Annotated in this window: 19 protein-coding genes and 1 pseudogene; 7 read left to right on the forward strand and 13 right to left on the reverse strand. The window is 71.4% G+C overall.

Features of this window, described 5'->3' with window-relative positions:
- Positions 1-250 (forward strand): annotated as a pseudogene (locus ACWD0A_RS27975) (MarR family transcriptional regulator); the annotation flags it as partial.
- Positions 251-257: 7 nt separating this feature from the next.
- Here ACWD0A_RS27975 and ACWD0A_RS27980 read toward each other — a convergent pair.
- Together ACWD0A_RS27980 and ACWD0A_RS27985 are read right to left on the reverse strand one after the other, a co-directional pair.
- Positions 258-575, reverse strand: coding sequence for a hypothetical protein (locus ACWD0A_RS27980; protein WP_451302506.1), 318 nt, complete (start codon positions 573-575; stop codon positions 258-260).
- Positions 576-921: 346 nt separating this feature from the next.
- The gene (locus ACWD0A_RS27985; protein ID WP_451302508.1) at positions 922-1,872 is read right to left on the reverse strand and encodes a LysR family transcriptional regulator; all 951 of its coding nucleotides are present in this window, start codon (positions 1,870-1,872) and stop codon (positions 922-924) included.
- A gap of 62 nt (positions 1,873-1,934) precedes the next feature.
- On the opposite strand from ACWD0A_RS27985, the gene ACWD0A_RS27990 reads away from it, so the two are divergent.
- The 4 genes from ACWD0A_RS27990 (at position 1,935) to ACWD0A_RS28005 (ending at position 5,988) form a co-directional block, all read left to right on the forward strand.
- The gene (locus ACWD0A_RS27990; RefSeq protein ID WP_451302510.1) at positions 1,935-3,209 is read left to right on the forward strand and encodes an MFS transporter; all 1,275 of its coding nucleotides are present in this window, start codon (positions 1,935-1,937) and stop codon (positions 3,207-3,209) included.
- A 189-nt stretch (positions 3,210-3,398) separates the two neighbouring features.
- Positions 3,399-4,046, forward strand: coding sequence for a L,D-transpeptidase family protein (locus ACWD0A_RS27995; RefSeq protein WP_451302581.1), 648 nt, complete (start codon positions 3,399-3,401; stop codon positions 4,044-4,046).
- Positions 4,047-4,182: 136 nt separating this feature from the next.
- Positions 4,183-5,184, forward strand: a complete 1,002-nt coding sequence (locus ACWD0A_RS28000; protein ID WP_451302512.1) for a sigma-70 family RNA polymerase sigma factor — start codon at positions 4,183-4,185, stop codon at positions 5,182-5,184.
- Between the two features lie 369 nt (positions 5,185-5,553).
- Positions 5,554-5,988 (forward strand): subtilase-type protease inhibitor, encoded by a 435-nt coding sequence (locus tag ACWD0A_RS28005; protein WP_451302514.1) that lies wholly within the window; start codon positions 5,554-5,556, stop codon positions 5,986-5,988.
- Positions 5,989-6,094: 106 nt separating this feature from the next.
- Here the strand turns inward: ACWD0A_RS28005 and ACWD0A_RS28010 are convergent, their stop codons facing one another.
- Positions 6,095-6,217 (reverse strand): hypothetical protein, encoded by a 123-nt coding sequence (locus tag ACWD0A_RS28010; protein WP_451302516.1) that lies wholly within the window; start codon positions 6,215-6,217, stop codon positions 6,095-6,097.
- 151 nt (positions 6,218-6,368) lie between these two features.
- On the opposite strand from ACWD0A_RS28010, the gene ACWD0A_RS28015 reads away from it, so the two are divergent.
- The gene (locus ACWD0A_RS28015; RefSeq protein ID WP_451302518.1) at positions 6,369-7,367 is read left to right on the forward strand and encodes an anion permease; all 999 of its coding nucleotides are present in this window, start codon (positions 6,369-6,371) and stop codon (positions 7,365-7,367) included.
- 18 nt (positions 7,368-7,385) lie between these two features.
- Positions 7,386-8,009: a hypothetical protein gene (locus tag ACWD0A_RS28020; RefSeq protein ID WP_451302520.1), complete on the forward strand. Its 624-nt coding sequence runs from the start codon at positions 7,386-7,388 to the stop codon at positions 8,007-8,009.
- Positions 8,010-8,083: 74 nt separating this feature from the next.
- Here the strand turns inward: ACWD0A_RS28020 and ACWD0A_RS28025 are convergent, their stop codons facing one another.
- The 10 genes from ACWD0A_RS28025 to ACWD0A_RS28070 form a co-directional block, all read right to left on the reverse strand.
- On the reverse strand, positions 8,084-8,542 hold the full coding sequence (locus ACWD0A_RS28025) for an STAS domain-containing protein (RefSeq protein ID WP_451302522.1): 459 nt from the start codon (positions 8,540-8,542) through the stop codon (positions 8,084-8,086).
- A gap of 96 nt (positions 8,543-8,638) precedes the next feature.
- A complete protein-coding gene (locus ACWD0A_RS28030; RefSeq protein ID WP_451302524.1) occupies positions 8,639-9,916 on the reverse strand; it encodes a thymidine phosphorylase in 1,278 nt (425 codons plus the stop codon).
- A 110-nt stretch (positions 9,917-10,026) separates the two neighbouring features.
- Positions 10,027-10,425, reverse strand: a complete 399-nt coding sequence (locus ACWD0A_RS28035; RefSeq protein ID WP_451302526.1) for a cytidine deaminase — start codon at positions 10,423-10,425, stop codon at positions 10,027-10,029.
- A complete protein-coding gene (locus ACWD0A_RS28040) occupies positions 10,422-11,690 on the reverse strand; it encodes an ABC transporter permease (protein ID WP_307713821.1) in 1,269 nt (422 codons plus the stop codon). The genes ACWD0A_RS28035 and ACWD0A_RS28040 overlap by 4 nt, the downstream gene beginning before the upstream one ends.
- Positions 11,687-12,793, reverse strand: coding sequence for an ABC transporter permease (locus tag ACWD0A_RS28045; RefSeq protein WP_451302528.1), 1,107 nt, complete (start codon positions 12,791-12,793; stop codon positions 11,687-11,689). Before ACWD0A_RS28045 ends, ACWD0A_RS28040 begins: the two co-directional genes overlap by 4 nt.
- Entirely contained in the window at positions 12,790-14,352 is a 1,563-nt protein-coding gene (locus ACWD0A_RS28050) for an ABC transporter ATP-binding protein (protein ID WP_451302583.1), read from the reverse strand. Before ACWD0A_RS28050 ends, ACWD0A_RS28045 begins: the two co-directional genes overlap by 4 nt.
- Positions 14,353-14,558: 206 nt before the next feature.
- Complete coding sequence (locus tag ACWD0A_RS28055; RefSeq protein ID WP_451302530.1) at positions 14,559-15,608, reverse strand: BMP family lipoprotein; 1,050 nt, start codon at positions 15,606-15,608, stop codon at positions 14,559-14,561.
- Positions 15,609-15,840: 232 nt separating this feature from the next.
- Positions 15,841-17,109 (reverse strand): amidohydrolase, encoded by a 1,269-nt coding sequence (locus ACWD0A_RS28060; protein ID WP_451302585.1) that lies wholly within the window; start codon positions 17,107-17,109, stop codon positions 15,841-15,843.
- Between the two features lie 182 nt (positions 17,110-17,291).
- Entirely contained in the window at positions 17,292-18,338 is a 1,047-nt protein-coding gene (locus ACWD0A_RS28065; protein WP_451302532.1) for a hypothetical protein, read from the reverse strand.
- Between the two features lie 429 nt (positions 18,339-18,767).
- Positions 18,768-19,691: an N-acetylneuraminate synthase family protein gene (locus tag ACWD0A_RS28070; protein WP_307713824.1), complete on the reverse strand. Its 924-nt coding sequence runs from the start codon at positions 19,689-19,691 to the stop codon at positions 18,768-18,770.
- Positions 19,692-19,697: the final 6 nt, after the last annotated feature.

Here is a 19,697-nt window from a genome sequence, read left to right on the forward strand (position 1 = left end):
CGTGGAGCGCCGGCCCGACCCCCGGGACCGGCGGGCCAAGCTGATCGTCCCCACTCGCCGCGGCCGGGACCAGATGGAGAAGTCGGACGCGATCATGGCCGCCATCGAGCAGCGGCATGCAGAGGCGATCGGCGAGCGGAAGTACGCGGTGTTCAAGGGCGCCTTCCGGGAGATCACCGCACAGCAGCTGGCACAGTTCGACGAGGTCGCGGCCGGCAGGCGGGAGCCGCGGAAGGGCACCGGTCGCTGATCCCTCCTCACAGCGGGACCTCGAAGGCGACTGCCGGCGGCACTCCCGCGCGGCGCCCGGCGTCAGCGGCCTGGCGGCGCAGGAACCGCTCAGGGTCGAGGCCTCCCGCGAGGTTGCGGAGGTACGTCTCGTGCGCCGCCAACGACGCCGCGCCCCGGTCCAAGTGCGCCGTGACGTCGACGCAGTGCTCAGCCCCGACGATTCCGGCGGCGGCGACCTGCGCGAGGGCGGCCTTCTCCGTGGCCTTCGTCCCGCAGCGGCCTGGCGGCGCAGCCCTCGTTACGTGAAGGGCCCGGCGGCGCGAGGCCGCCGCAGCCGGGGGCACGGGGCGGCAGCCCCCTTGACCTCCCCCTGCAGAGGCCTCAGGGCGGAGCCCCCTGGTTACGGGGAGCGGCGGGCCGGCAGCGCTCGAGGCCTCTGCCCCGGCAAGGGGCCTGACCGCGGGAGGCCCGGCGGCGCGAAGCTGCCGCAGCCCGGGGCAGGGGGCGGCGCCCCCCATGGCCTCCGCCCCCGCGAGGGTCTGGGCGCGTAGCCCCAGTTACGGGAAGGGACATCACCGCGGCGCGAAGCTGCCGCAGCCCGGGGCGGGCGGCAGCCCCCAGCGCCCGAGGGGGGCTGGGGGCGGAGCCCCCAGCCACGGGAAGGGGCGGGGTGGGGGAAAGGCCCCCGGGCTACGCCAGCACGTTGCCGCGGCGGGAGAGCAGGAAGCGTTTGAACGCTGCCACCGGTGGCGTGTCCGGGTGGCCGTCCAGCCACGCCACGCCGATCTCGCGGACCGCCCTCGGCGCCGTGACCGTCAGTTCGACGACGCCTGGGCGGGCCACCGCGGGCGGCGGGAGGAGGGCGACTCCCAGGCCCGCCGCCACCAGTCCGCGCAGCGTCTCCGCCTCCTCCCCCTCGAACGCGACGCGCGGCGTGAAGCCCGCCTGCGCGCACAGGTCGTCGGTGATGCGGCGCAGTCCGTAGCCCGGTTCGAGCGTGACGAAGGCTTCTTCCGCGGCCTCCGCCAGGCGGACGCGCCTGCGCGCGGCCAGGCGGTGGTCGTCGGGGACGACCAGCCGCAGGCGCTGTTCGTCGAGGCGGCGCGCGACCAGGTCGGGCGCGTCCGGGACCGGCGAGGTCAGGCACAGGTCGAGTTCGCCGGCCCGGAGCCGTTCGATCATGGCCTCGCCGTAGTTCTGGACCAGGGTGAAGCGGATCCCGGGGTGGTCGGCGCGGAAGGCGCGGATCAGGCCCGGCACCGTCTCGGAGCCCATCGTGTGGAGGAATCCGAAGGCGACCTTGCCCGCGCGCGGGTCGGCGTCCGCCCGGACCGCCTCGGCCGCCCGCTCGATCTCGGACAGCGCCCGTTCCGCCGAGGCGAGGAAGGCGCGGCCGGCCGGGGTCAGCGACACCGTGCGGCCCTTGCGCGCGAACAGCGTGACTCCCAGGTCCTGTTCGAGCCGGACCATGGCGCGCGAGAGCGTCGACTGCGGCACACCCATCTCCTGCGCGGCCCGTGTCACATGCTCCTCCCGCGCGACCCCCGCGAAGTACGCGAGCCGTGGCGCGAGCACCAGCGCGACGTCTTCTTCGTAACTGCCTCGTGACAGGCGAGCCCCTGAACTGTGGTCATGCACCATGGGAACGATTATCGCCGTTTCATGCATTGGACGCATGAAAAAGAGCGGCCTACCTTCGACATATGCCTCCTGCCAGTACCAAGGCGCCCACCACCGTGGGCGCCGCCTCGCCGTCCCCCGCCACCGACACCAGGCTCTCCCCCGGCGCGCCCGGCTACCGCCGCATGAGCTTCGCGCTCTTCGCCGCCGGAATGGCGACCTTCGCCCTGCTCTACTCCACGCAGGCACTGCTCCCCGCCGTCTCCGCCGATTTCGGCGTGACCGCCGGCGCCGCCAGCTGGACGGTGTCCGCCGCGACGGGCGCGCTGGCCCTGTGCGTCCTGCCGCTGAGCGCCCTGTCCGAGCGCTTCGGCCGGCGCACGGTCATGACCGTGTCGCTCGCGGTGGCGGTCGTCCTCGGTCTGCTGGTGCCGTTCGCGCCGAACCTGGAGTGGCTGGTTGCGCTGCGCGCCCTGCAGGGCGCGGCACTGGCGGGACTGCCGGCCTCGGCGATGGCGTACCTCGCGGAGGAGGTCAGGCCCAAGGCGCTGGTGGCGGCGATCGGCCTGTTCGTCGCGGGCAACAGCATCGGCGGCATGAGCGGCCGCATCCTCACCGGCTGGGTGGCCCAGCTCGCGGACTGGCGGGTCGCGCTCGCCGCGGTCGGCCTGATGGCACTGGCGTGCGCGCTCGTCTTCCGGGCGCTGCTCCCCCGGGCACGGCACTTCACGCCGGGTTCCCTCAGCCCCCTCGCCCTGGCGAGGACGGTCCGCGGCCATCTGTCCGACCCGCTGCTGATGCGGCTGTACGCGATCGGCGCGCTCTTCATGACCGTCTTCGGCGCGGTCTACACGGTGATCGGCTACCGGCTGGTGGAGGCTCCCTTCGACCTCCCCCAGGGCGTGATCGGCTCGATCTTCCTGGTCTACCTCGTCGGCACGGTCTCGTCCGCGGCCGTCGGGAAGCTGGTCGCGCGGCTGGGCCGGCGCGGCGCGCTGTACCTCGCCGTCACCACGACGGCCGCCGGCCTGCTGCTCTCGCTCGCCGATGCGCTGGCCGCCGTGCTGCTCGGCCTGGTCCTGATCACCGCCGGATTCTTCGCCGGCCACGCCGTCGCGTCGTCCTCGGTGAGCCGTACGGCGAAGACGGGCCGCGCCCAGGCGTCGGCGCTGTACCAGTCCGCGTACTACCTGGGCAGCAGCGCGGGCGGCACGCTCGGCGCCATCGCCTTCCACGCCGGCGGCTGGTCCGCCACGGTGGCCCTGGGGCTCCTGGCCGTGTTCGGCGTCGTGTCGGTCACGCTGTACGGGACGCACGCCGCGCGGGCGCAGCAGCGGCGCCTCGCGACGGCCGCGTAACGGCGCCGGTCACACCTTTCGGGGTACCGGCCGGAATACGTCGCGAATACGTCCCCCGTCCGTGCAACTACCGCCCCCCTTCGCGTGTCTCAACCGGCAGACCATCCCAACCGGAAGGGATGCGAAGGGGAGTTGGGGGACATGAGGGGCAGAATAGGACGTACGGGAGTGCTGCTCGGGCTGACCGGCATGCTGCTCCCGCTCGGCGTGGCGCTCGGCAGCGGCACCGCGCACGCCGCGTCGTGCACCACGTCGACGGGTCCGTACCAGAAGCAGGTCGAGAAGTTCCTCGGCCGCCCGGTCGACGGGCGCCAGTCGGCAACCGACTGCCAGGCGATCCGCGCCTTCCAGGCCAAGCACGGCATCACGCCCACGATCGGTTACGCGGGCCCGATCACCTGGCGCACGATGAACACGATGCTCGCGCAGCGAGCGGCGGGGACCAACCCGAACAAGGCGGGCAAGTGCCCGACCGACAAGGGCCGTATCGCGTGCGTCGACCTGACCCGGCAGCTCAGCTGGATCCAGGACGGCCGGACGCTCAAGTACGGCCCGGTGCCGGTGCGCACCGGCAAGAACGGCACCGAGACCCGCACCGGCGCGAAGAAGATCTACTGGCGCAACATCAACCACTGGTCGACGCTCTACAACGTGCGGATGCCGTACTCCCAGTTCTTCGACGGCGGACAGGCGTTCCACTCCACGACGAAGTCCATGTGGAACCCGCCCGGCTCCGGCGGCTGCGTGAACATGCGCTCCGCGGACGCGAAGGCATACTGGAACCTGTTGAAGAACGGCGACGACGTCTACGTGTACGGGCGCAAGCCCGGCACCTGAGCCCGTCGGTCACACGCCCCTCCACGGTCCCACGGGAGCGGCCCGGCCGCTCCCGGATTCACCGGCTCGGGCCTGATTGTCAGTGGGCTGCGGTAGCTTTCGAACCGCTGGTGCCGATGGGTGACAGGGTGGACCGATGAGTGACCTCGCTACGCAGGATCTCGACGCGCGGCTGGAGCAGCACCGCAGGGAGCTGACCGGCTACTGCTACCGCATGCTGGGCTCGTCCTTCGAGGCCGAGGACGCGGTCCAGGACACGATGGTCCGCGCCTGGCGCAACATCGAGAAGTTCGAGGGTCGCTCCTCACTGCGCTCCTGGCTCTACCGCATCGCGACCAACGTCTGCCTGGACATGCTCAACGCGGGCAACCGCCGCGCGCGGCCGATGGACCTGACCGACCCCACCCCGGTCGCCCAGGCCCAGCTCAACGCCCGTCCGGAGATCACCTGGCTGGAGCCGGTGCCGGACGGGCGCGTGCTGCCGTCGGTCGTGGACCCGGCGGAGACCGCCGTGGAGCGGGAGACGATCCGGCTGGCGTTCGTCGCGGCGCTCCAGCACCTGCCGCCCAAGCAGCGCGCCGTGCTGATCCTGCGCGAGGTGCTGGCCTGGAAGGCGAGCGAGGTGGCCGAGCTGCTGGGCACCACGGTGGCCTCGGTGAACAGCGCCCTCCAGCGCGCCCGCGCCACGCTCGCCGAGCAGGAGCCGACGGCTGCGGACGCGGCGGCCCCGCTCGACGAGGAGCAGCAGGACCTGCTGAACCGCTATGTCGCGGCCTTCGAGGGGTACGACATGAAGGCCCTGACGGCGCTGCTCCACGAGGACGCGACGATGTCCATGCCGCCGTACGACCTGTGGCTGCGCGGGCACGACGACATCGTGGGCTGGATGCTGGGCGTCGGCGAGGTCTGCCGCGGCTCCCGGCTCGTCCCGACCGTGGCGAACGGCGTCCCGGCGTTCGCGCACTACCACCCGAGCCAGGACGGCGAGGGCTACGAGCCGTGGGCCCTGATCGTCCTGGAGCTGCGGGACGGCAAGGTCGGCGGGATGGACTTCTTCCTGGACACCAAGCGCTGGTTCCCGCTGTTCGACCTGCCGGCGCGACTGGACAAGTCCGGGGCACCGATGACCGACCGGTAAGCCGCCGCCGGACTGCAGCCGGCGTCCACGGCCGGGGCGGCTCTCCGCACTTGGGCCTCGCACGGCCGTCGGGCAGCGGCCGGCAGGGCGAAGGGGGACTTTTCGGCCGAGGTGAGGCAGCCGGTGCGCGAGCATGTGCCCCTTGCGCTGCTGGTAGGAAGAACGCGGCGGCAAGGCGTCAGGCGGGTGGTGCGGTTGTGGCCCCGTGGATCGAAGGAGCCGGCTGTGCTGGTGAGCTGCACCGATGCGCGAATCAGACAGGGCATACCCACAACGCGCGTCCGAAATAGTTGCCTACGGTGTGCTTTTGACTCATGCGTACGCAACGCTGCTCGTATCGGCAGACGCCTTCGAGCAAAGGAGTGCTCCATGCGACACCTCGCAGGAAAGGCCATGGCAACCGCAGGGCTGGTGGCGTGCTCGACCGTCCTCCTTGCGGGCCCGGCCCACGCCGAGTCGGCACGACCGAGCAGCTTGTACGCTCCCTCGGCGATGGTGCTGGCCGTCGGGAAGGGAGAGAACGCGGCGGCAGCGACGATGCAGCGGGCGGTGACGCTGCGGTGCAGTCCGGCACCCGGCGGGGACCACCCCGACGCACGTGCCGCCTGTGCCGAGCTGCGCAGCGTCGACGGCCGGCCGGCTCTGCTCGTCGAGGACAGCAACGAGCGCCTGTGTCCGCAGATCTACGACCCGGTGACCGTCACGATCGACGGCGTGTGGGAGGGCCGCCGCCTCTCCTACGAGGAGACCTTCGCCAACCGCTGTCTGATGGAAGGAAAGGTGCCGCAGCTCTTGCAGTTCTGAGGCGGTCACCTGCCCGGGCCCGGTCTCCACGATCGTGGGGACCGGGCCGCTGTTGTCCAACCGTCGTGATCCCGGTGGTGATCCGCACCGAGCCGCCGCCATGGCGTTACCGGGGCAGCCGCTCCAGCATGCGGAGGAAGCCCTGGTCGACCTCGCCGATCCCATGGGCGCCCGGCACCCTCGCGTCGTTGCAGAACAGCTCCGCGGTGTCGGACTCGGTCTGGCCCACGTGGTGTCCGGGTCGTCGAAGCCGCTGATGTGCGTGTCGCGTGTCCGTGCCCGGCTCCCGGGGGGCTTTTCACGGCAGGATGGAGACAGGGCGAGGGCGCCTGCGGCCGTCCGGTGCCGTGACCGTGTGCGTGGCGAAAGGTGATCCGGCCATGGAGCTCACTCTGGTGGTGCTGATCATCATTGTGGGGCTGACGTTCGACTTCACCAACGGCTTCCACGACGCCGCGAACGCGATTGCCACCTCCATCTCCACCCGGGCCCTCACTCCCCGCATTGCCCTGGCCATGGCCGCCGTGATGAACTTCCTCGGCGCTTTCCTGGGCACCGAGGTCGCCAAGACCGTCGGCAGCGGCATCATCGGTGCGCCTGAGGAACTGTCGGGCCTGCTGCTGGTGATGTGCGCGCTCCTCGGCGCGATCGGCTGGAACATCTTCACCTGGTGGCGGGGGCTGCCGACCTCGTCCTCGCACGCCCTGATCGGCGGACTGGTCGGTGCCGCCCTCGCCGCCTCCGCTACCGTGCACTGGACCGGCATTGTGGACAAGGTCCTGCTGCCCATGCTGCTGTCCCCGCTGGTCGGCGTGGCCCTCGGCTACACACTGCACACGATCATCCTGTGGACGTTCCGCCACTCCGCCCCGCGCCCCACCACCCGCCGCTTCCGTATGGCGCAGACCGTCTCAGCCGCCGCCATGGGCCTCGGACACGGGCTGCAGGACGCGCAGAAGACCATGGGCGTCATCGTCCTCGCGATGGTCACGGCGGGATGGCAGGACGACTTCTCCGTACCCCTTTGGGTGATCGCGGCCGTGGCCGCGGCGATGGCCGCCGGCACCTACAGCGGCGGACGTCGCATCATCACCACCCTCGGCCGGCGCATCGTCCACCTCGACCCGCCGCGCGGCTTCGCCGCCGAGACCGCCGCCACGGCCGTCCTCTACACCACCGCGTTCGTCTTCAAGGCCCCGATCTCCACCACCCAGACGATCACCGCGGCCATCCTGGGCGCCGGCGCGACCCGGCGTATCTCGGCCGTACGCTGGCAGGTGGCCCGTTCCATCGGCACCGCGTGGATCCTCACCTTCCCCGGAGCCGGGCTGCCCGCCGCCGCCCTCTACCTGATCCTGGACGCCATCACTGGCCTGTGACCTCAGCGGAGGCCCACGATGCCCACCCCACCCGCTCCCAAGCCGGGCAGGCCACCACGCGCCGGACTCCCCGACGGCCTCCCCGTGCCAGGCCGCTTCACCCATCTGCACCCCGACGACGGCGCCTGCCTGATGGAGGCGACCTCCCTGCTGGCCACCGGCCGCTTCACCGACCGCCCGCCCGGCACCCATCCGGTACTCGCCGCGCTCGCCCGTGCGGTCAACGACGCCGTCGACGACACGACCCGCCATACGCTGTGGCCGCTGGCCGCCGATCTCGCCGACGCGGACCCCGCCGACCGCGCCTACGGTCCGCTGCTGGTGGGCACGGTCGTGGACGCAGCCCGCCGCGTGCGGCCCGACTCCCGGCGCCTTGAACGCCGCAGCGCGGCCTGCCACGCCCGGGCCCACCGGCTCGCCCGAGCCCGGACCGCGACGACACCCGCCCGCATCGCCGACATGCTGTGGTGGCACGGCCCCGGCCACCACCACCTCGAACACGCCCTCCGCGTCCTGCTCACCGCCCCCGAAGCCGACCAGCGCCTGTCCCGGCTCCTCCATCGGGCCGTGACCGAGGCCCGGGTCCGGACCACCAGGGAACAGGCGCCGACCCGCGCGGAGACCTCCTCGCAGCGCGGATGAATCCCGGCCTGCGAAGCCAGGCCGGCCGACCGGAATCGGGACTGAGGCATTCACTGACCGGCCCACCTGGCAGCTCATCCGCCGCTGTGAAAGGACCCGCCCCGGCGAGACCCGGCCCGCACGGTGGACTCCCCCAGCCCGGCGGGCCCGGACAGCCCGACGACGTCGAGCAGGGCGACGAGGTCGGGCGGGGCGTTCCGCAGGCGGATGCGGGCGCCGTGGCGGCGGGCGGTGAGCTGGAGGCGGGCGAGGGCGTCGACGACGGCGAGGCTTGTCCGGGCGAGCCCGCCGACGTCGCACACCACCTCGGCCGGGCAGCGCCGCGCCGCACCGTCTCCAGCCGCCGTGTCCGGGTCCGGCACAGAGTCCGCCGCCGCTGCGCTGCCGGCCGGCGCCGGGTCGTCTTCCCACGCCGTTCCAGGGGACGACGCCGTCGTGCCGAGGTCCCTCAGGAGAGCGCTCAACTCCTCGCACAGACGTGGCGCATCGCCGGGGGCGACCCTCCCGGCGATGCGCATGACGATCGGCTGCATGGCGTCCACATGGGGATGACCGGCACCGCGGCGGGAACTCATCGCCGCGGCCCGCGCGGACTCGCCCCCCTGCCGGGCGCCGGTGGCTCCCCGGGCTCAGGCGATGCGGTCCAGGATGATCGGGGTCGCCGAGAACTCCGCGCCCGGCGGGGCGATGTCGAACGCGCCCTCCAGGGACTCAAGGGCGTAGTCGAACTTCTCCGGGGTGTCCGTGTGCAGGGTCAGCAGGCGCTGGCCCGCGGTCACCGGCTCGCCGGGCTTGGCGTGGATCTCGATGCCGGCACCCGCCTGGACCTGGTCCTCCTTACGGGCACGGCCCGCGCCGAGGCGCCAGGCGGCCACGCCGACGTCGTACGCGTCCAGGCGGGTCAGGACGCCCGAGGACGGGGCCGTGACGACGTGCTGCTCGCGAGCGACCGGCAGGGTGGCGTCCGGGTCGCCGCCCTGCGCAGCGATCATGCGGCGCCAGACGTCCATGGCGGAGCCGTCGGCGAGTGCCTTCGCCGGATCGGCGTCCTTGATGCCGGCCGCAACGAGCATCTCCTGGGCGAGGGCCACGGTGAGATCGATGACGTCCTGGGGGCCGCCGCCGGCCAGGACCTCGACGGATTCGCGGACTTCGAGGGCGTTGCCCGCGGTGAGGCCGAGCGGGGTGGACATGTCGGTGAGCAGCGCCACGGTCTTCACCCCGCTGTCGGTGCCCAGTGCCACCATGGTGGAGGCCAGTTCGCGGGCGTCCTCGATGTTCTTCATGAACGCGCCGGTGCCGACCTTCACGTCCAGGACGAGCGAGCCGGTGCCCTCGGCGATCTTCTTCGACATGATCGAGGACGCGATCAGCGGGATCGCCTCGACGGTGCCGGTGACGTCCCGCAGCGCGTAGAGCTTCTTGTCCGCGGGGGCGAGCCCGTCGCCCGCCGCGCAGATGACGGCGCCGGTGGTGTCGAGGACGTGCAGCATCTCCTCGTTGGACAGCAGCGCGCGCCAGCCGGGGACGGACTCCAGCTTGTCGAGTGTGCCGCCGGTGTGGCCGAGGCCGCGGCCGGACAGCTGCGGCACGGCCGCGCCGCACGCGGCGACCAGCGGGGCGAGCGGGAGCGTGATCTTGTCGCCGACGCCGCCGGTGGAGTGCTTGTCGGCGGTCGGGCGGCTCAGCGAGGAGAAGTCCATGCGCTCACCGCTGGCGATCATCGCGGCGGTCCAGCGGGCGATCTCCGTGCGGTTCATGCCGTTCAGCAGGATGGCCATGGCGAGCGCCGACATCTGCTCGTCGGCGACCTCGCCGCGCGTGTACGCGTCGACGACCCAGTCGATCTGCTCGTCGCTCAGCTCGCCCCGGTCCCGCTTGGTGCGGATGACGGAGATGACGTCCATGGCATTCCTCCAGAGTCGCTCCACGCGGCCGAGTCGGCTCTAGACGCACAGAGCAAGGGTATGGGAGCGGCCCTCCCACCGGAGCGGAAGGGCCGCGGGGAACAAAGGGGTTACGACAGATGGCCGGGGCCGAAGGCGTGCGGCAGCATCTCGGAGAGCGGCAGGACACCCGCCGGCGTGTCCAGTAGCAACTCCGGCCCGCCGAACTCGTACAACAGCTGACGGCAGCGCCCGCACGGCACGAGCAGCGCGCCCTCGCCGTCCACGCACGTGAAGTGCGTGAGCCGGCCGCCGCCGGTCGCCTGCAGCTGCGAGACCAGCCCGCACTCGGCGCACAGCCCGAGCCCGTACGAGGCGTTCTCGACGTTGCAGCCCGTGACCGTGCGGCCGTCGTCGACGAGGGCCGCCACCCCGACCGGGAAGCCCGAGTACGGGGCGTACGCGTGCGACATCGCCTCGCGCGCCAGCACCCGCAGGGCCTCCCAGTCGAAGCCGTCGGCCGCCGTCACTTGCCCTGGCCCCTGAAGTACGGCTGACCGTTGGCCCTGGGCATGCGCAGCCGCTGTGCGGACACCGCCAGCACGAGCAGCGTGGCGACATACGGCGCGGCGTCGACGAACTGGCTGGGCAGCTCGTCCGTCAGCGCGTACCAGGTGAACAGCAGCGCGGAGAACGCAGCAGAAACCACGGCCTGGACGTACTTCTTCTTGTAGAGCAGCCAGAACACCGCGATCAGCAGCAGGATGGCGAGCAGCAGCAGCATCGCGTGGACGTTCTCCGCGCCGCCGCGCAGCTTGAGGCTGTCGGTGAAGCCGAACAGGCCCGCGCCCAGTGCCATTCCGCCCGGCATCCAGTTGCCGAAGATCATCGCGGCGAGACCGATGTAGCCGCGGCCGCCGGTCTGGCCCTCCTGGTAGATGCCGGTGATGATCGCGAGGAAGGCGCCACCGAGGCCGGCCAGTCCGCCGGAGACGATCACGGCGATGTACTTGTACTTGTAGACGTTGACGCCGAGCGACTCGGCGGCGACCGGGTTCTCACCGCAGGAGCGCAGCCGCAGACCGAAGCTGGTGCGCCACAGCACCCACCAGGTGCCGGGGACGAGCAGCAGCGCGACGACGGTCAGCAGCGACAGGTTGGTGACCAGGCCGCCGAGGACGCCGGCCAGGTCGGACACGAAGAACCAGTGCTTGGCCTGGAGGTCGCCCAAGGCGTCGGAGAGCCCCGGGACCGTGATGCGCTCGATGGCGTCGATGCGCGGCGACTGCTTGGAGGAACCGCCCTCGGTCTCGGCGAAGGTGAAGTTCGACAGGTAGCGGGTGAGGCCGGTGGCCAGGATGGTGATGGCGACACCGGAGACGATGTGGTTGACCTTGAAGGTCACCGTCATCACCGCGTGCAGCAGACCGCCGAGCGCACCGCCGACGATGCCGAGCAGCACACCGGTCCACGGGCCCCACTGGTAGCCCGCCCAGGCACCGAACCAGGTGCCGAGGATCATCATGCCCTCGAGACCGATGTTGATGACGCCGGCCCGCTCGGCCCACAGTCCGCCGAGTCCGGCGAGACCGATCGGCACGGCGAGCTGGAGCGCGCCGGAGACCTGGCCGACGGAGGTGAGGTCGTTCGCGCCGCTGATGACCCGCACCAGCGAGAACAGGGCGAGTCCGCCCGCGATGATCAGGAGGATGACGGGCAGGGACAGCTTGCGGCGGCCGCCGCCCTTCTTGGGCGCGGTGCTCGCCATGGAGACAGTGCTCGTCGACTCGCTCATGCCGCCACCTCCTTCTTCTTCCGGGCCTGCGCGGCGAGCTCCTCGCCGACCTTCTGCTGCTGACGGCGGAGCCCGTACTGACGGACCAGTTCGTAGGACACGACGACCGCGATCACGATCAGGCCCTGCATGATCACCGCGATCTCCTTCGGGTAACCCTCCAGGCCGATGCCTTCCGCCGTCTTGTCCAGGAAGGCGAAGAGCAGTGAGGCGAAGAAGATGCCGATCGGATTGTTGCGGCCGAGCAGGGCGATGCCGATGGCGGTGAAACCGACACCGACGGGGAAGCTCAGGCTGTACGTGTGGGTCTGGCCCAGCAGCATCGGCATACCGGCCAGTCCCGCCATGGCACCGGAGATCAGCATGGCGGTGAGGACCATCTTCTTGGCGTCCACACCGCTCGCCTGGGCGGCTGACTCGCTGGCGCCGGTGGCGCGCAGGTCGAAACCGAAGCGGGTGCGATTCAGCACGAACCAGTAGACGATGCCGAGCGCGAAGGCGACGAAGGTGAAGCCGTAGATGGTGCCGCCGTCCAGCGCCAGGCCGGGGAACCAGCCGGACTCGGCGATGATTCCGGTGTTCAGGTCGTTGGAGCCCTCCGGGCGCACACCGAGGTTCGCCGGCAGGATCATCCAGGCGATCAGGCTGGTCGCGATGGCGTTCAGCATGATCGTGGAGACGACCTCGCTCACCCCGCGGGTGGTCTTGAGGACGCCCGCGATGCCGGCCCAGAAGGCGCCGACGGCCATGGCGACGAGCACGATCAGCAGGACGTGCAGCGGACCGGGTAGTTCCACCGCGGCACCGACGACGGCGGCGAGCATGACCGCGAGGCGGTACTGGCCGTCGACGCCGATGTTGAACAGGTTCATCCGGAAGCCGATGGCGACGGCCAGGGATGCCAGGTAGTAGATGCCGGTCTGGTTGACGATCAGGACCTGGACGTCCGTGAACTCGATCTGGTCGGCCATCAGCCGGTACGGCTCGACCGGGCTGAGGTCGGAGAGCAGCAGCACCACGGAGCTGAGCAGGAAGGCCACGACCAGGGCGAGCGCCGGGCCGGCCAGGCCCAGGATCAGCCGGTCCTTGTCGAACTTCTTCATCGGCTCTCACCGTTCTCGTCGTGCTCGAGGTGGCCGGACGCGGCACCGGTCATGGCGGAGCCCAACTCCTCCGGGGTGATCGTGGCGGGGTCGGCGTCGGCGACCAGACGGCCGCGGTACATCACCCGCAGGGTGTCGGAGAGCCCGATCAGCTCGTCCAGGTCGGCGGAGATCAGCAGCACGGCCAGGCCCTCGTGGCGCGCCTCGCGGATCTGGTCCCAGATCTGCGCCTGCGCGCCGACGTCCACACCACGGGTGGGGTGCGCGGCGATCAGCAGCTTCGGCGCGTGGCTCATCTCGCGGCCGACGATCAGCTTCTGCTGGTTGCCGCCGGACAGGGAGGCGGCGGTGACCTCGATGCCCGGCGTGCGCACGTCGTACTCGCGCACGATGCGCTCGGTGTCCTGGCGGGCGGCCTTGAGGTCGAGCAACCCCTTCTTGCTGTTCGGCTTCTCCGTCACATGGCCGAGGATGCGGTTCTCCCACAGCGGCGACTCCAGCAGCAGGCCGTGCCGGTGCCGGTCCTCCGGGATGTAGCCGATGCCGCCCTCGCGGCGCTTGCGGGTGGCCGCGTGCGAGATGTCGGCGCCGTCGAGCGTGACGACACCGGCGTCGGGGTCGCGCAGGCCCATCAGGGCCTCGATGAGCTCGGTCTGGCCGTTGCCCTCCACACCGGCAATGCCCATGACTTCGCCCTTGTGGATGGTGAATCCGATTCCGGCGAGGACCTCGCGGACCACGCCGTCGGGGTCGGTCGCCGTGAGCCTGAGGTCCTCGACCTTGAGCATCGGCACGTCCGTGACCGTCGACTCGCGGGTCTCCGGCGACGGCAGCTCGCTGCCGACCATCAGCTCGGCGAGCTGCTTGGGCGTGGTGCTCTTCGGATCCGCGGTGCCGACCGTCGTACCGCGGCGGATGACCGTGATCTCGTCGGCGACCGACAGCACCTCGCCCAGCTTGTGCGAGATGAAGATGACGGTCAGGCCCTCGGACTTGAGTTCGCGCAGGTTGTCGAAGAGCGCGTCGACCTCCTGCGGGACGAGCACGGCGGTCGGCTCGTCGAGGATCAGTGTGCGGGCGCCGCGGTAGAGGACCTTGAGGATCTCGACGCGCTGGCGGTCGGCGACGCCGAGCTGCTCGACGAGGACGTCGGGACGCACGCCGAGGCCGTACGCGTCGGAGATCTCCTGGATCTTCTTCCGGGCCTTGGCACCGATGCCGTACAGCTTCTCGCCGCCGAGAACGACGTTCTCCAGGACGGTGAGGTTGTCGGCCAGCATGAAGTGCTGGTGCACCATGCCGATGCCCAGTGCGATGGCGTCGGCGGGGCTCGAGAAGGTGACCTGGTCGCCGCCGACGGTGATGGTGCCCTCGTCCGGCTTCTGCATGCCGTAGAGGATCTTCATCAGGGTCGACTTGCCGGCACCGTTCTCACCGACCAGGGCGTGCACGGTGCCCTGGCGGATCGTGATGTCGATGTCGTGGTTGGCGACGACGCCGGGGAAGCGCTTGGTGATGCCGCGCAGTTCTACGGCGGCAGGAGGGCTGGACGCGTTGATGACGCACTCTCCTTGGCGGGAAGGAGCGGGAGGGCAGGCGGAAGGGGCGGGCTGTGGTGGTCTTGGGGGCGTGGCGAAGTTATCGCGCCGGAACGCCCTCTACGCGCGTAGCGCTCCCGAATACCAAAACCCGGGGGCCGGAAACCGGTCCGCGGGCCGTGGGGCTCACGCCCCGGGCCCGCGGACCTGCGGTACCGGCCGCTCGGTTACGGAGCGGTCTGGACCTTGATCTTGCCGGCGGCGATGTCGGCCTTGGCCTTGTCGACCGCCGCGACGACGTCCGTCATCTTGGTGAAGGCCGGGTTGGAGCGGGACAGGGCGACACCGTCGTCCTCGAGGCCGTAGCGGATCTCACCGGTCTGCGGCTTGCCGTCCTGGACCGACTTGATCAGGTTGAACACGGCACCGGAGACGTTCTTGGTGACCGAGGTCAGGATCTGGTCCTTGTAGGTGGCCAGACCCTTCTGGTTGTACTGGTCCGAGTCGACGCCGATGGCCCACTTGCCGGCCTTGGCGGTCGCCTCGATCGAACCGGAGCCCGCGAGGCCGGCAGCCGCGTAGATCACGTCCGCGCCCGCGTCGAGCTGGCCCTGCGCCGCGGCCTTGCCGAGGTCCGGCTTCGAGAAGCCACCGAAGTCCGGCGGCTGCGTCAGGTACTGGACCTTGACGTTGACGCCCTTCTTGGTGTCCTTGACGCCCTGGACGAAGCCCGCCTCGAACTTCTTGATCAGCGGGGTCTCCACACCACCGATGAAGCCGACGGTGTTCGTCTTCGTCACCTTGGCGGCGGCGACGCCGGCCAGGTAGGAGCCCTGCTCCTCGTTGAACACCAGATTGGCGATGTTCGGGCCGGTCTTGGAGGTGTCGTCGATGAGACCGAAGGTCGTCTTCGGGAACTTCGGCGCGACCTCGGCGATGGCGGGCGCGTAGGCGAAACCGACACCGATCACGGGGTTGTTGCCGGCCCGCGCCAGCGCGGTCAGGCGCTGGATCTTGTCCGGGTCGCCCTCGCCCTCGCTGGGCTCGGCGTCGTTGCCCTCGATGTCGAGTTCCTTCTCGGCCTTCTCCAGACCGGCGAACGCGGCGTCGTTGAAGGACTGGTCGCCGCGGCCACCGATGTCGTAGGCGATGGCGGCCTTGCCGCCCTTGTCGTCCGGACCTGCGGAGGACGACGAGTCGCTGCCACACGCGGTGGCAGACAGTGCGAGAGCCGCGGACGCGATGCCCACGGTGGCGATCCTGGTGATCCGGCGCACTGGGGGGCTCCTTAAACCTGACCGAAAGCGCCACTTCCGGCGCTGGGTTCGCCGCGATCGTAACGCGCGTAGATGTCAGTTAAAGACCCGTTCATCAGTCGTTATCGGATCGTCGCGAACAAGCCACGCACCTGTGCGCCCGTGCCGGGGCGGGCGCGTCGCTCCGCGCCCCGGCGTGTCGTCGACGGGCACCGGATCGGACATCCGTACGGGTCCGGACCGGGCGGGCGCCTCAGCGGGCCCCGAGACCTTCCAGCAGCGCCGCGGCGGTGAACAGCTCGACGCCGGCCGTGATGGCCTCCTCGTCGACGTCGAAGTCCCCGCGGTGCAGGTCGCGTCGCGTGGTGTCGCCGGGGGTCCGCACACCGAGGCGGGCCATGGCGCCCGGCACGTGCTCCAGGTACCAGGAGAAGTCCTCGCCGCCGAGGCTCTGCTCGGTGTCCTCGATCGCATACGATCCGCGGCGCGCGGCGTGCGCGTCGCGCAGCAGTTCGGTGACGGCCGGGTCGTTGACGACGGGCGGCACTCCGCGGATGTAGTCGATCTGCGACTTGGCCCGGTGCAGCGTGGCGACCTCGTCGATCGCGGCGTGCACCACGTCGGGCGCGGCGCGCCAGCCCGCGAGGTCCAGGCAGCGCACGGTGCCGGAGAGCTCGGCGTGCTGCGGGATGACGTTGGGCGCGTGACCGGCCGTGATGCGGCCCCAGGTGAGGGCCAGGCCGGAGCGCGAGTCGACGCGACGTGAGAGCAGCGCCGGGACCTCGATGGCGAGCTTCGCGGCCGCGGTGACCATGTCCGTCGTCAGATGCGGCCGGGCGGTGTGGCCGCCGGGCCCGTCGAGGGCGACCTCGATCCGGTCGCAGGCCGAGGTGATCGGTCCGGACCGCAGCCCGATGGAACCCGCGTCGACCCGGGGGTCGCAGTGAACCGCGATGATCTTGCCGACGCCGTCGAGGACGCCGCATTCGATCGCGTCGGCCGCGCCGCCGGGCAGGACCTCCTCGGCGGGCTGGAAGAGCAGCCGCACAGGCTGCGTCAGCAGACCCTGCCGGTCGAGCTCGGCGAGCACCAGTCCGGCCCCGAGGACCGTGGTGGTGTGCACGTCGTGCCCGCAGGCGTGGGCGCGGTCGGGCACGGTGGAGCGGTAGGGGACCCCGCTCTTGGTGTCCGGGATGGGAAGGGCGTCGATGTCGGCGCGGATCGCGAAGAGGGGCCGTCCGGGAGCGGAGTCCGTGCCGATGTCGCAGACGAGGCCGGTGCCCATGGAGAGGACCCGCGGCTTCAGGCCGGCCTGCTCGAGGCGGTCCTTGATCGCCGCGGTGGTGCGGAACTCCTGGTTCCCGAGCTCGGGGTGCATGTGGAGGTCGCGCCGGAAGGCGACGAGCTCCGTACGCAACGGCTCGGTCAGCCTGCCGGGCAGTGCGGCGTCGCCCGGCAGCGCGCCCGTGCGGGGCGCTGCGTCTGCGCCGGGCGTCTCGGCTTCTTCGGACTCGCGGGACATCAACTGGTTCACCCAGTGAAGGGTATGCCCCTCAAGCCCTCAACTGCCGTGCGATCAACAAAAGATCAGCCTCATAGGCGAAGGAAACCTGGCCTGAGGTGCATAGCTGTTTGCCGTTGTGGGTAAGCTCACTCGCTCTTTTTGTCAGGTCGGCTCTGCTGCCGGACGCCGGTCGCCCCCCTTCAAGCGGGTGCCGGCAGCCGGTACACGTCCCGGGCCGTGCCCGTGACGACAGCCAGGAACCCCTGGGCACGCGGCGACGCGCTCGCTCTGAGCCACTCCGGCGCGATGTCGCAGACCGCCACTTTGATCCCCGTGCCCGCGAGGGCCAGCGGGAGGGTGTGTACGACCGTCGAAGGAAAACTCAGCACCGTTGAGCCTATCGGGCCCCTGCGGGCGATCAGCTCCAGCGGCAGGTCGGGGCGGACGACTTCCAGGCCGGTCTCGGCGGCGAGCCGGTGCAGCTTGTCGGCGCTCTCCCTGCGGTGGGCGAAGTAACGGGTGGCGCCGTGGGCGCGGGCCAGCGTCGCGACCGCGTCCAGGTACTGCTCCAGGTCGACCACGCCCGTCTCCACCAACGAGGTCCCGACCATGTCGGCGCCCCGCGTGAGGGTCGGCGGCCCGAAGCGCTGCCGCGTCCAGGCGAAGTCGTTCGCCGTGACGGTGATCCCCGGCGCCGACTCCACGGGCATCGAGGTGAAGACCTCGACCTTGCGGGACCGGGAGGGGCTCAGCCTGCGCCGGGCCATGAAGGTCACCGGTGCGAGCACCAGCTCGCGCGGGCCGCGGCGCCCGCCGCGGCGGTGCCAGCGCACCAGCTGCTCCCCGCGGGCGACCTGCGCGACGAACTCCATGGTCGCCGTGCCGTCGTCGACCACGGTGAGATTCTTGCCGCCGACGAGCGTCAGCAGGAGCTGGACGTAGCGGGAGAACGGGTCCCCGATCACGATCCGCTCGGCCCGGCGCAGAATCGGGCCGAGCTCGCGGATGGTCCTCAGCGGAGCGCCGGCCCCGCCGCGCGCCTCCTGCCAGCGGACGGTGAACCCCTCGCCGCGCGCCAGCTCCGCCATGCGGCGCAGCTGGCCCCGCGACATGGGGTCGACGGGCGACAGGACGACCACGGTGAGGTCGGCTGCGGGATCACCGGTGGGGGCGGCACCGGAACCGGCGTGGGCCCACTCCAGGACGTTCAGGAGCTGGACCGGGCTCTCGACGAACGCGAGATTCACTGGCTTCACCTCGTGATGCCGGATCGGCGCGCCCGGCGGGGCCGGGGGCCTGGATGGATACGCCCGCGCGCGCCGGACCCGGCCGCGGGGTGCACGCGGTGCGTGCGTGGCCCGGCTGGTGCGGGCATGCGCCGCTGGGGGGCTTGTGCGTACGGGCACGCATGGCCGGCTTGTGCGGCCGCGCGCACCCGCCTGGCCTGCGCGGTCGCGCATCGCTGCGGGGCCTGTGCGCCCGCGCGGACGTGCGGGGCGCGTGCGTACGGGCACGCATGGCCGGCCTGTGCGGCCGCGCGCGCCTGCGAGGCGCGCGCAACGGCGGGCGTGCGCGCCGCGCAGGGCACTGCGTGCGTGCGGGCACCCCGCGCTCCCCGCGCCGGACGCGAGTGGCCCGGCGCGGCGGGAGCGGCACCGCCGTGGCGGCAGGGGCCGTCAGACCGCGGCAGGCTCACGGTCGTCCGCCTCGGCCACGACGCCGGCCACGCGCCGCAGCTTCTTCATGGGGCCGAGCTCGCTCTCGTAGACCTTCTTGACGCCGTCGCCGAGCGACTCCTCCACGACGCGGATGTCGCGGACGAGGCGGGTCAGGCCCTGCGGCTCCACGGAGGCGGCCTGGTCGGAGCCCCACATGGCGCGGTCGAGGGTGATGTGGCGCTCGATGAAGGCGGCGCCCAGGGCGACGGCCGCGAGGGTGGTCTGCAGACCGGTCTCGTGGCCGGAGTAGCCGATCGGGACGTTCGGGTACTCGGCCTGGAGCGTGTTGATGACGCGCAGGTTGAGCTCCTCGGCCTTCGCCGGGTACGTCGAGGTGGCGTGGCAGAGCAGGATGTTCTCGCTGCCCAGGACCTCGACCGCGTGGCGGATCTGCTTCGGCGTGGACATGCCGGTCGACAGGATGATCGTGCGGCCCGTGGCGCGCAGGGCGCGCAGCAGCTCGTCGTCCGTGAGGGAGGCGGAGGCGACCTTGTGCGCCGGCACGTCGAACTTCTCCAGGAAGGCGACGGCCTCGGTGTCCCACGGGGAGGCGAACCAGTCGATGCCGCGCTTCTTGCAGTGCTCGTCGATCGCGCGGTACTCGTCCTCGCCGAACTCGACGCGGTGGCGGTAGTCGATGTACGTCATACGGCCCCAGGGGGTGTCGCGCTCGATGTCCCACTGGTCGCGCGGCGTGCAGATCTCCGGCGTGCGCTTCTGGAACTTGACCGCGTCGCAGCCCGCGTCGGCGGCCACGTCGATCAGCTTGAACGCGTTCTCCAGGTCGCCGTTGTGGTTGATGCCGATCTCGCCGGTGACGTAGACGGGCCGGCCCGGGCCGGCGGTCTTGCTGCCGAGGGTGCGCAGACGGGTGGTGCTCATGGGGGG

Source organism: Streptomyces sp. NPDC002867, from assembly GCF_053591895.1.

Bases quoted from the DNA above. Each gene is read 5' to 3' on its own strand.
- ACWD0A_RS27985 (WP_451302508.1), bottom strand. From the start codon at position 1,872: ATGGTGCATGACCACAGTTCAGGGGCTCGCCTGTCACGAGGCAGTTAC.
- ACWD0A_RS27990 (WP_451302510.1), top strand. From the start codon at position 1,935: ATGCCTCCTGCCAGTACCAAGGCGCCCACCACCGTGGGCGCCGCCTCG.
- ACWD0A_RS27995 (WP_451302581.1), top strand. From the start codon at position 3,399: ATGCTGCTCCCGCTCGGCGTGGCGCTCGGCAGCGGCACCGCGCACGCC.
- ACWD0A_RS28000 (WP_451302512.1), top strand. From the start codon at position 4,183: ATGAGTGACCTCGCTACGCAGGATCTCGACGCGCGGCTGGAGCAGCAC.
- ACWD0A_RS28005 (WP_451302514.1), top strand. From the start codon at position 5,554: ATGCGACACCTCGCAGGAAAGGCCATGGCAACCGCAGGGCTGGTGGCG.
- ACWD0A_RS28015 (WP_451302518.1), top strand. From the start codon at position 6,369: ATGGAGCTCACTCTGGTGGTGCTGATCATCATTGTGGGGCTGACGTTC.
- ACWD0A_RS28020 (WP_451302520.1), top strand. From the start codon at position 7,386: ATGCCCACCCCACCCGCTCCCAAGCCGGGCAGGCCACCACGCGCCGGA.
- ACWD0A_RS28025 (WP_451302522.1), bottom strand. From the start codon at position 8,542: ATGCAGCCGATCGTCATGCGCATCGCCGGGAGGGTCGCCCCCGGCGAT.
- ACWD0A_RS28030 (WP_451302524.1), bottom strand. From the start codon at position 9,916: ATGGACGTCATCTCCGTCATCCGCACCAAGCGGGACCGGGGCGAGCTG.
- ACWD0A_RS28040 (WP_307713821.1), bottom strand. From the start codon at position 11,690: ATGAGCGAGTCGACGAGCACTGTCTCCATGGCGAGCACCGCGCCCAAG.
- ACWD0A_RS28045 (WP_451302528.1), bottom strand. From the start codon at position 12,793: ATGAAGAAGTTCGACAAGGACCGGCTGATCCTGGGCCTGGCCGGCCCG.
- ACWD0A_RS28060 (WP_451302585.1), bottom strand. From the start codon at position 17,109: ATGTCCCGCGAGTCCGAAGAAGCCGAGACGCCCGGCGCAGACGCAGCG.
- ACWD0A_RS28070 (WP_307713824.1), bottom strand. From the start codon at position 19,691: ATGAGCACCACCCGTCTGCGCACCCTCGGCAGCAAGACCGCCGGCCCG.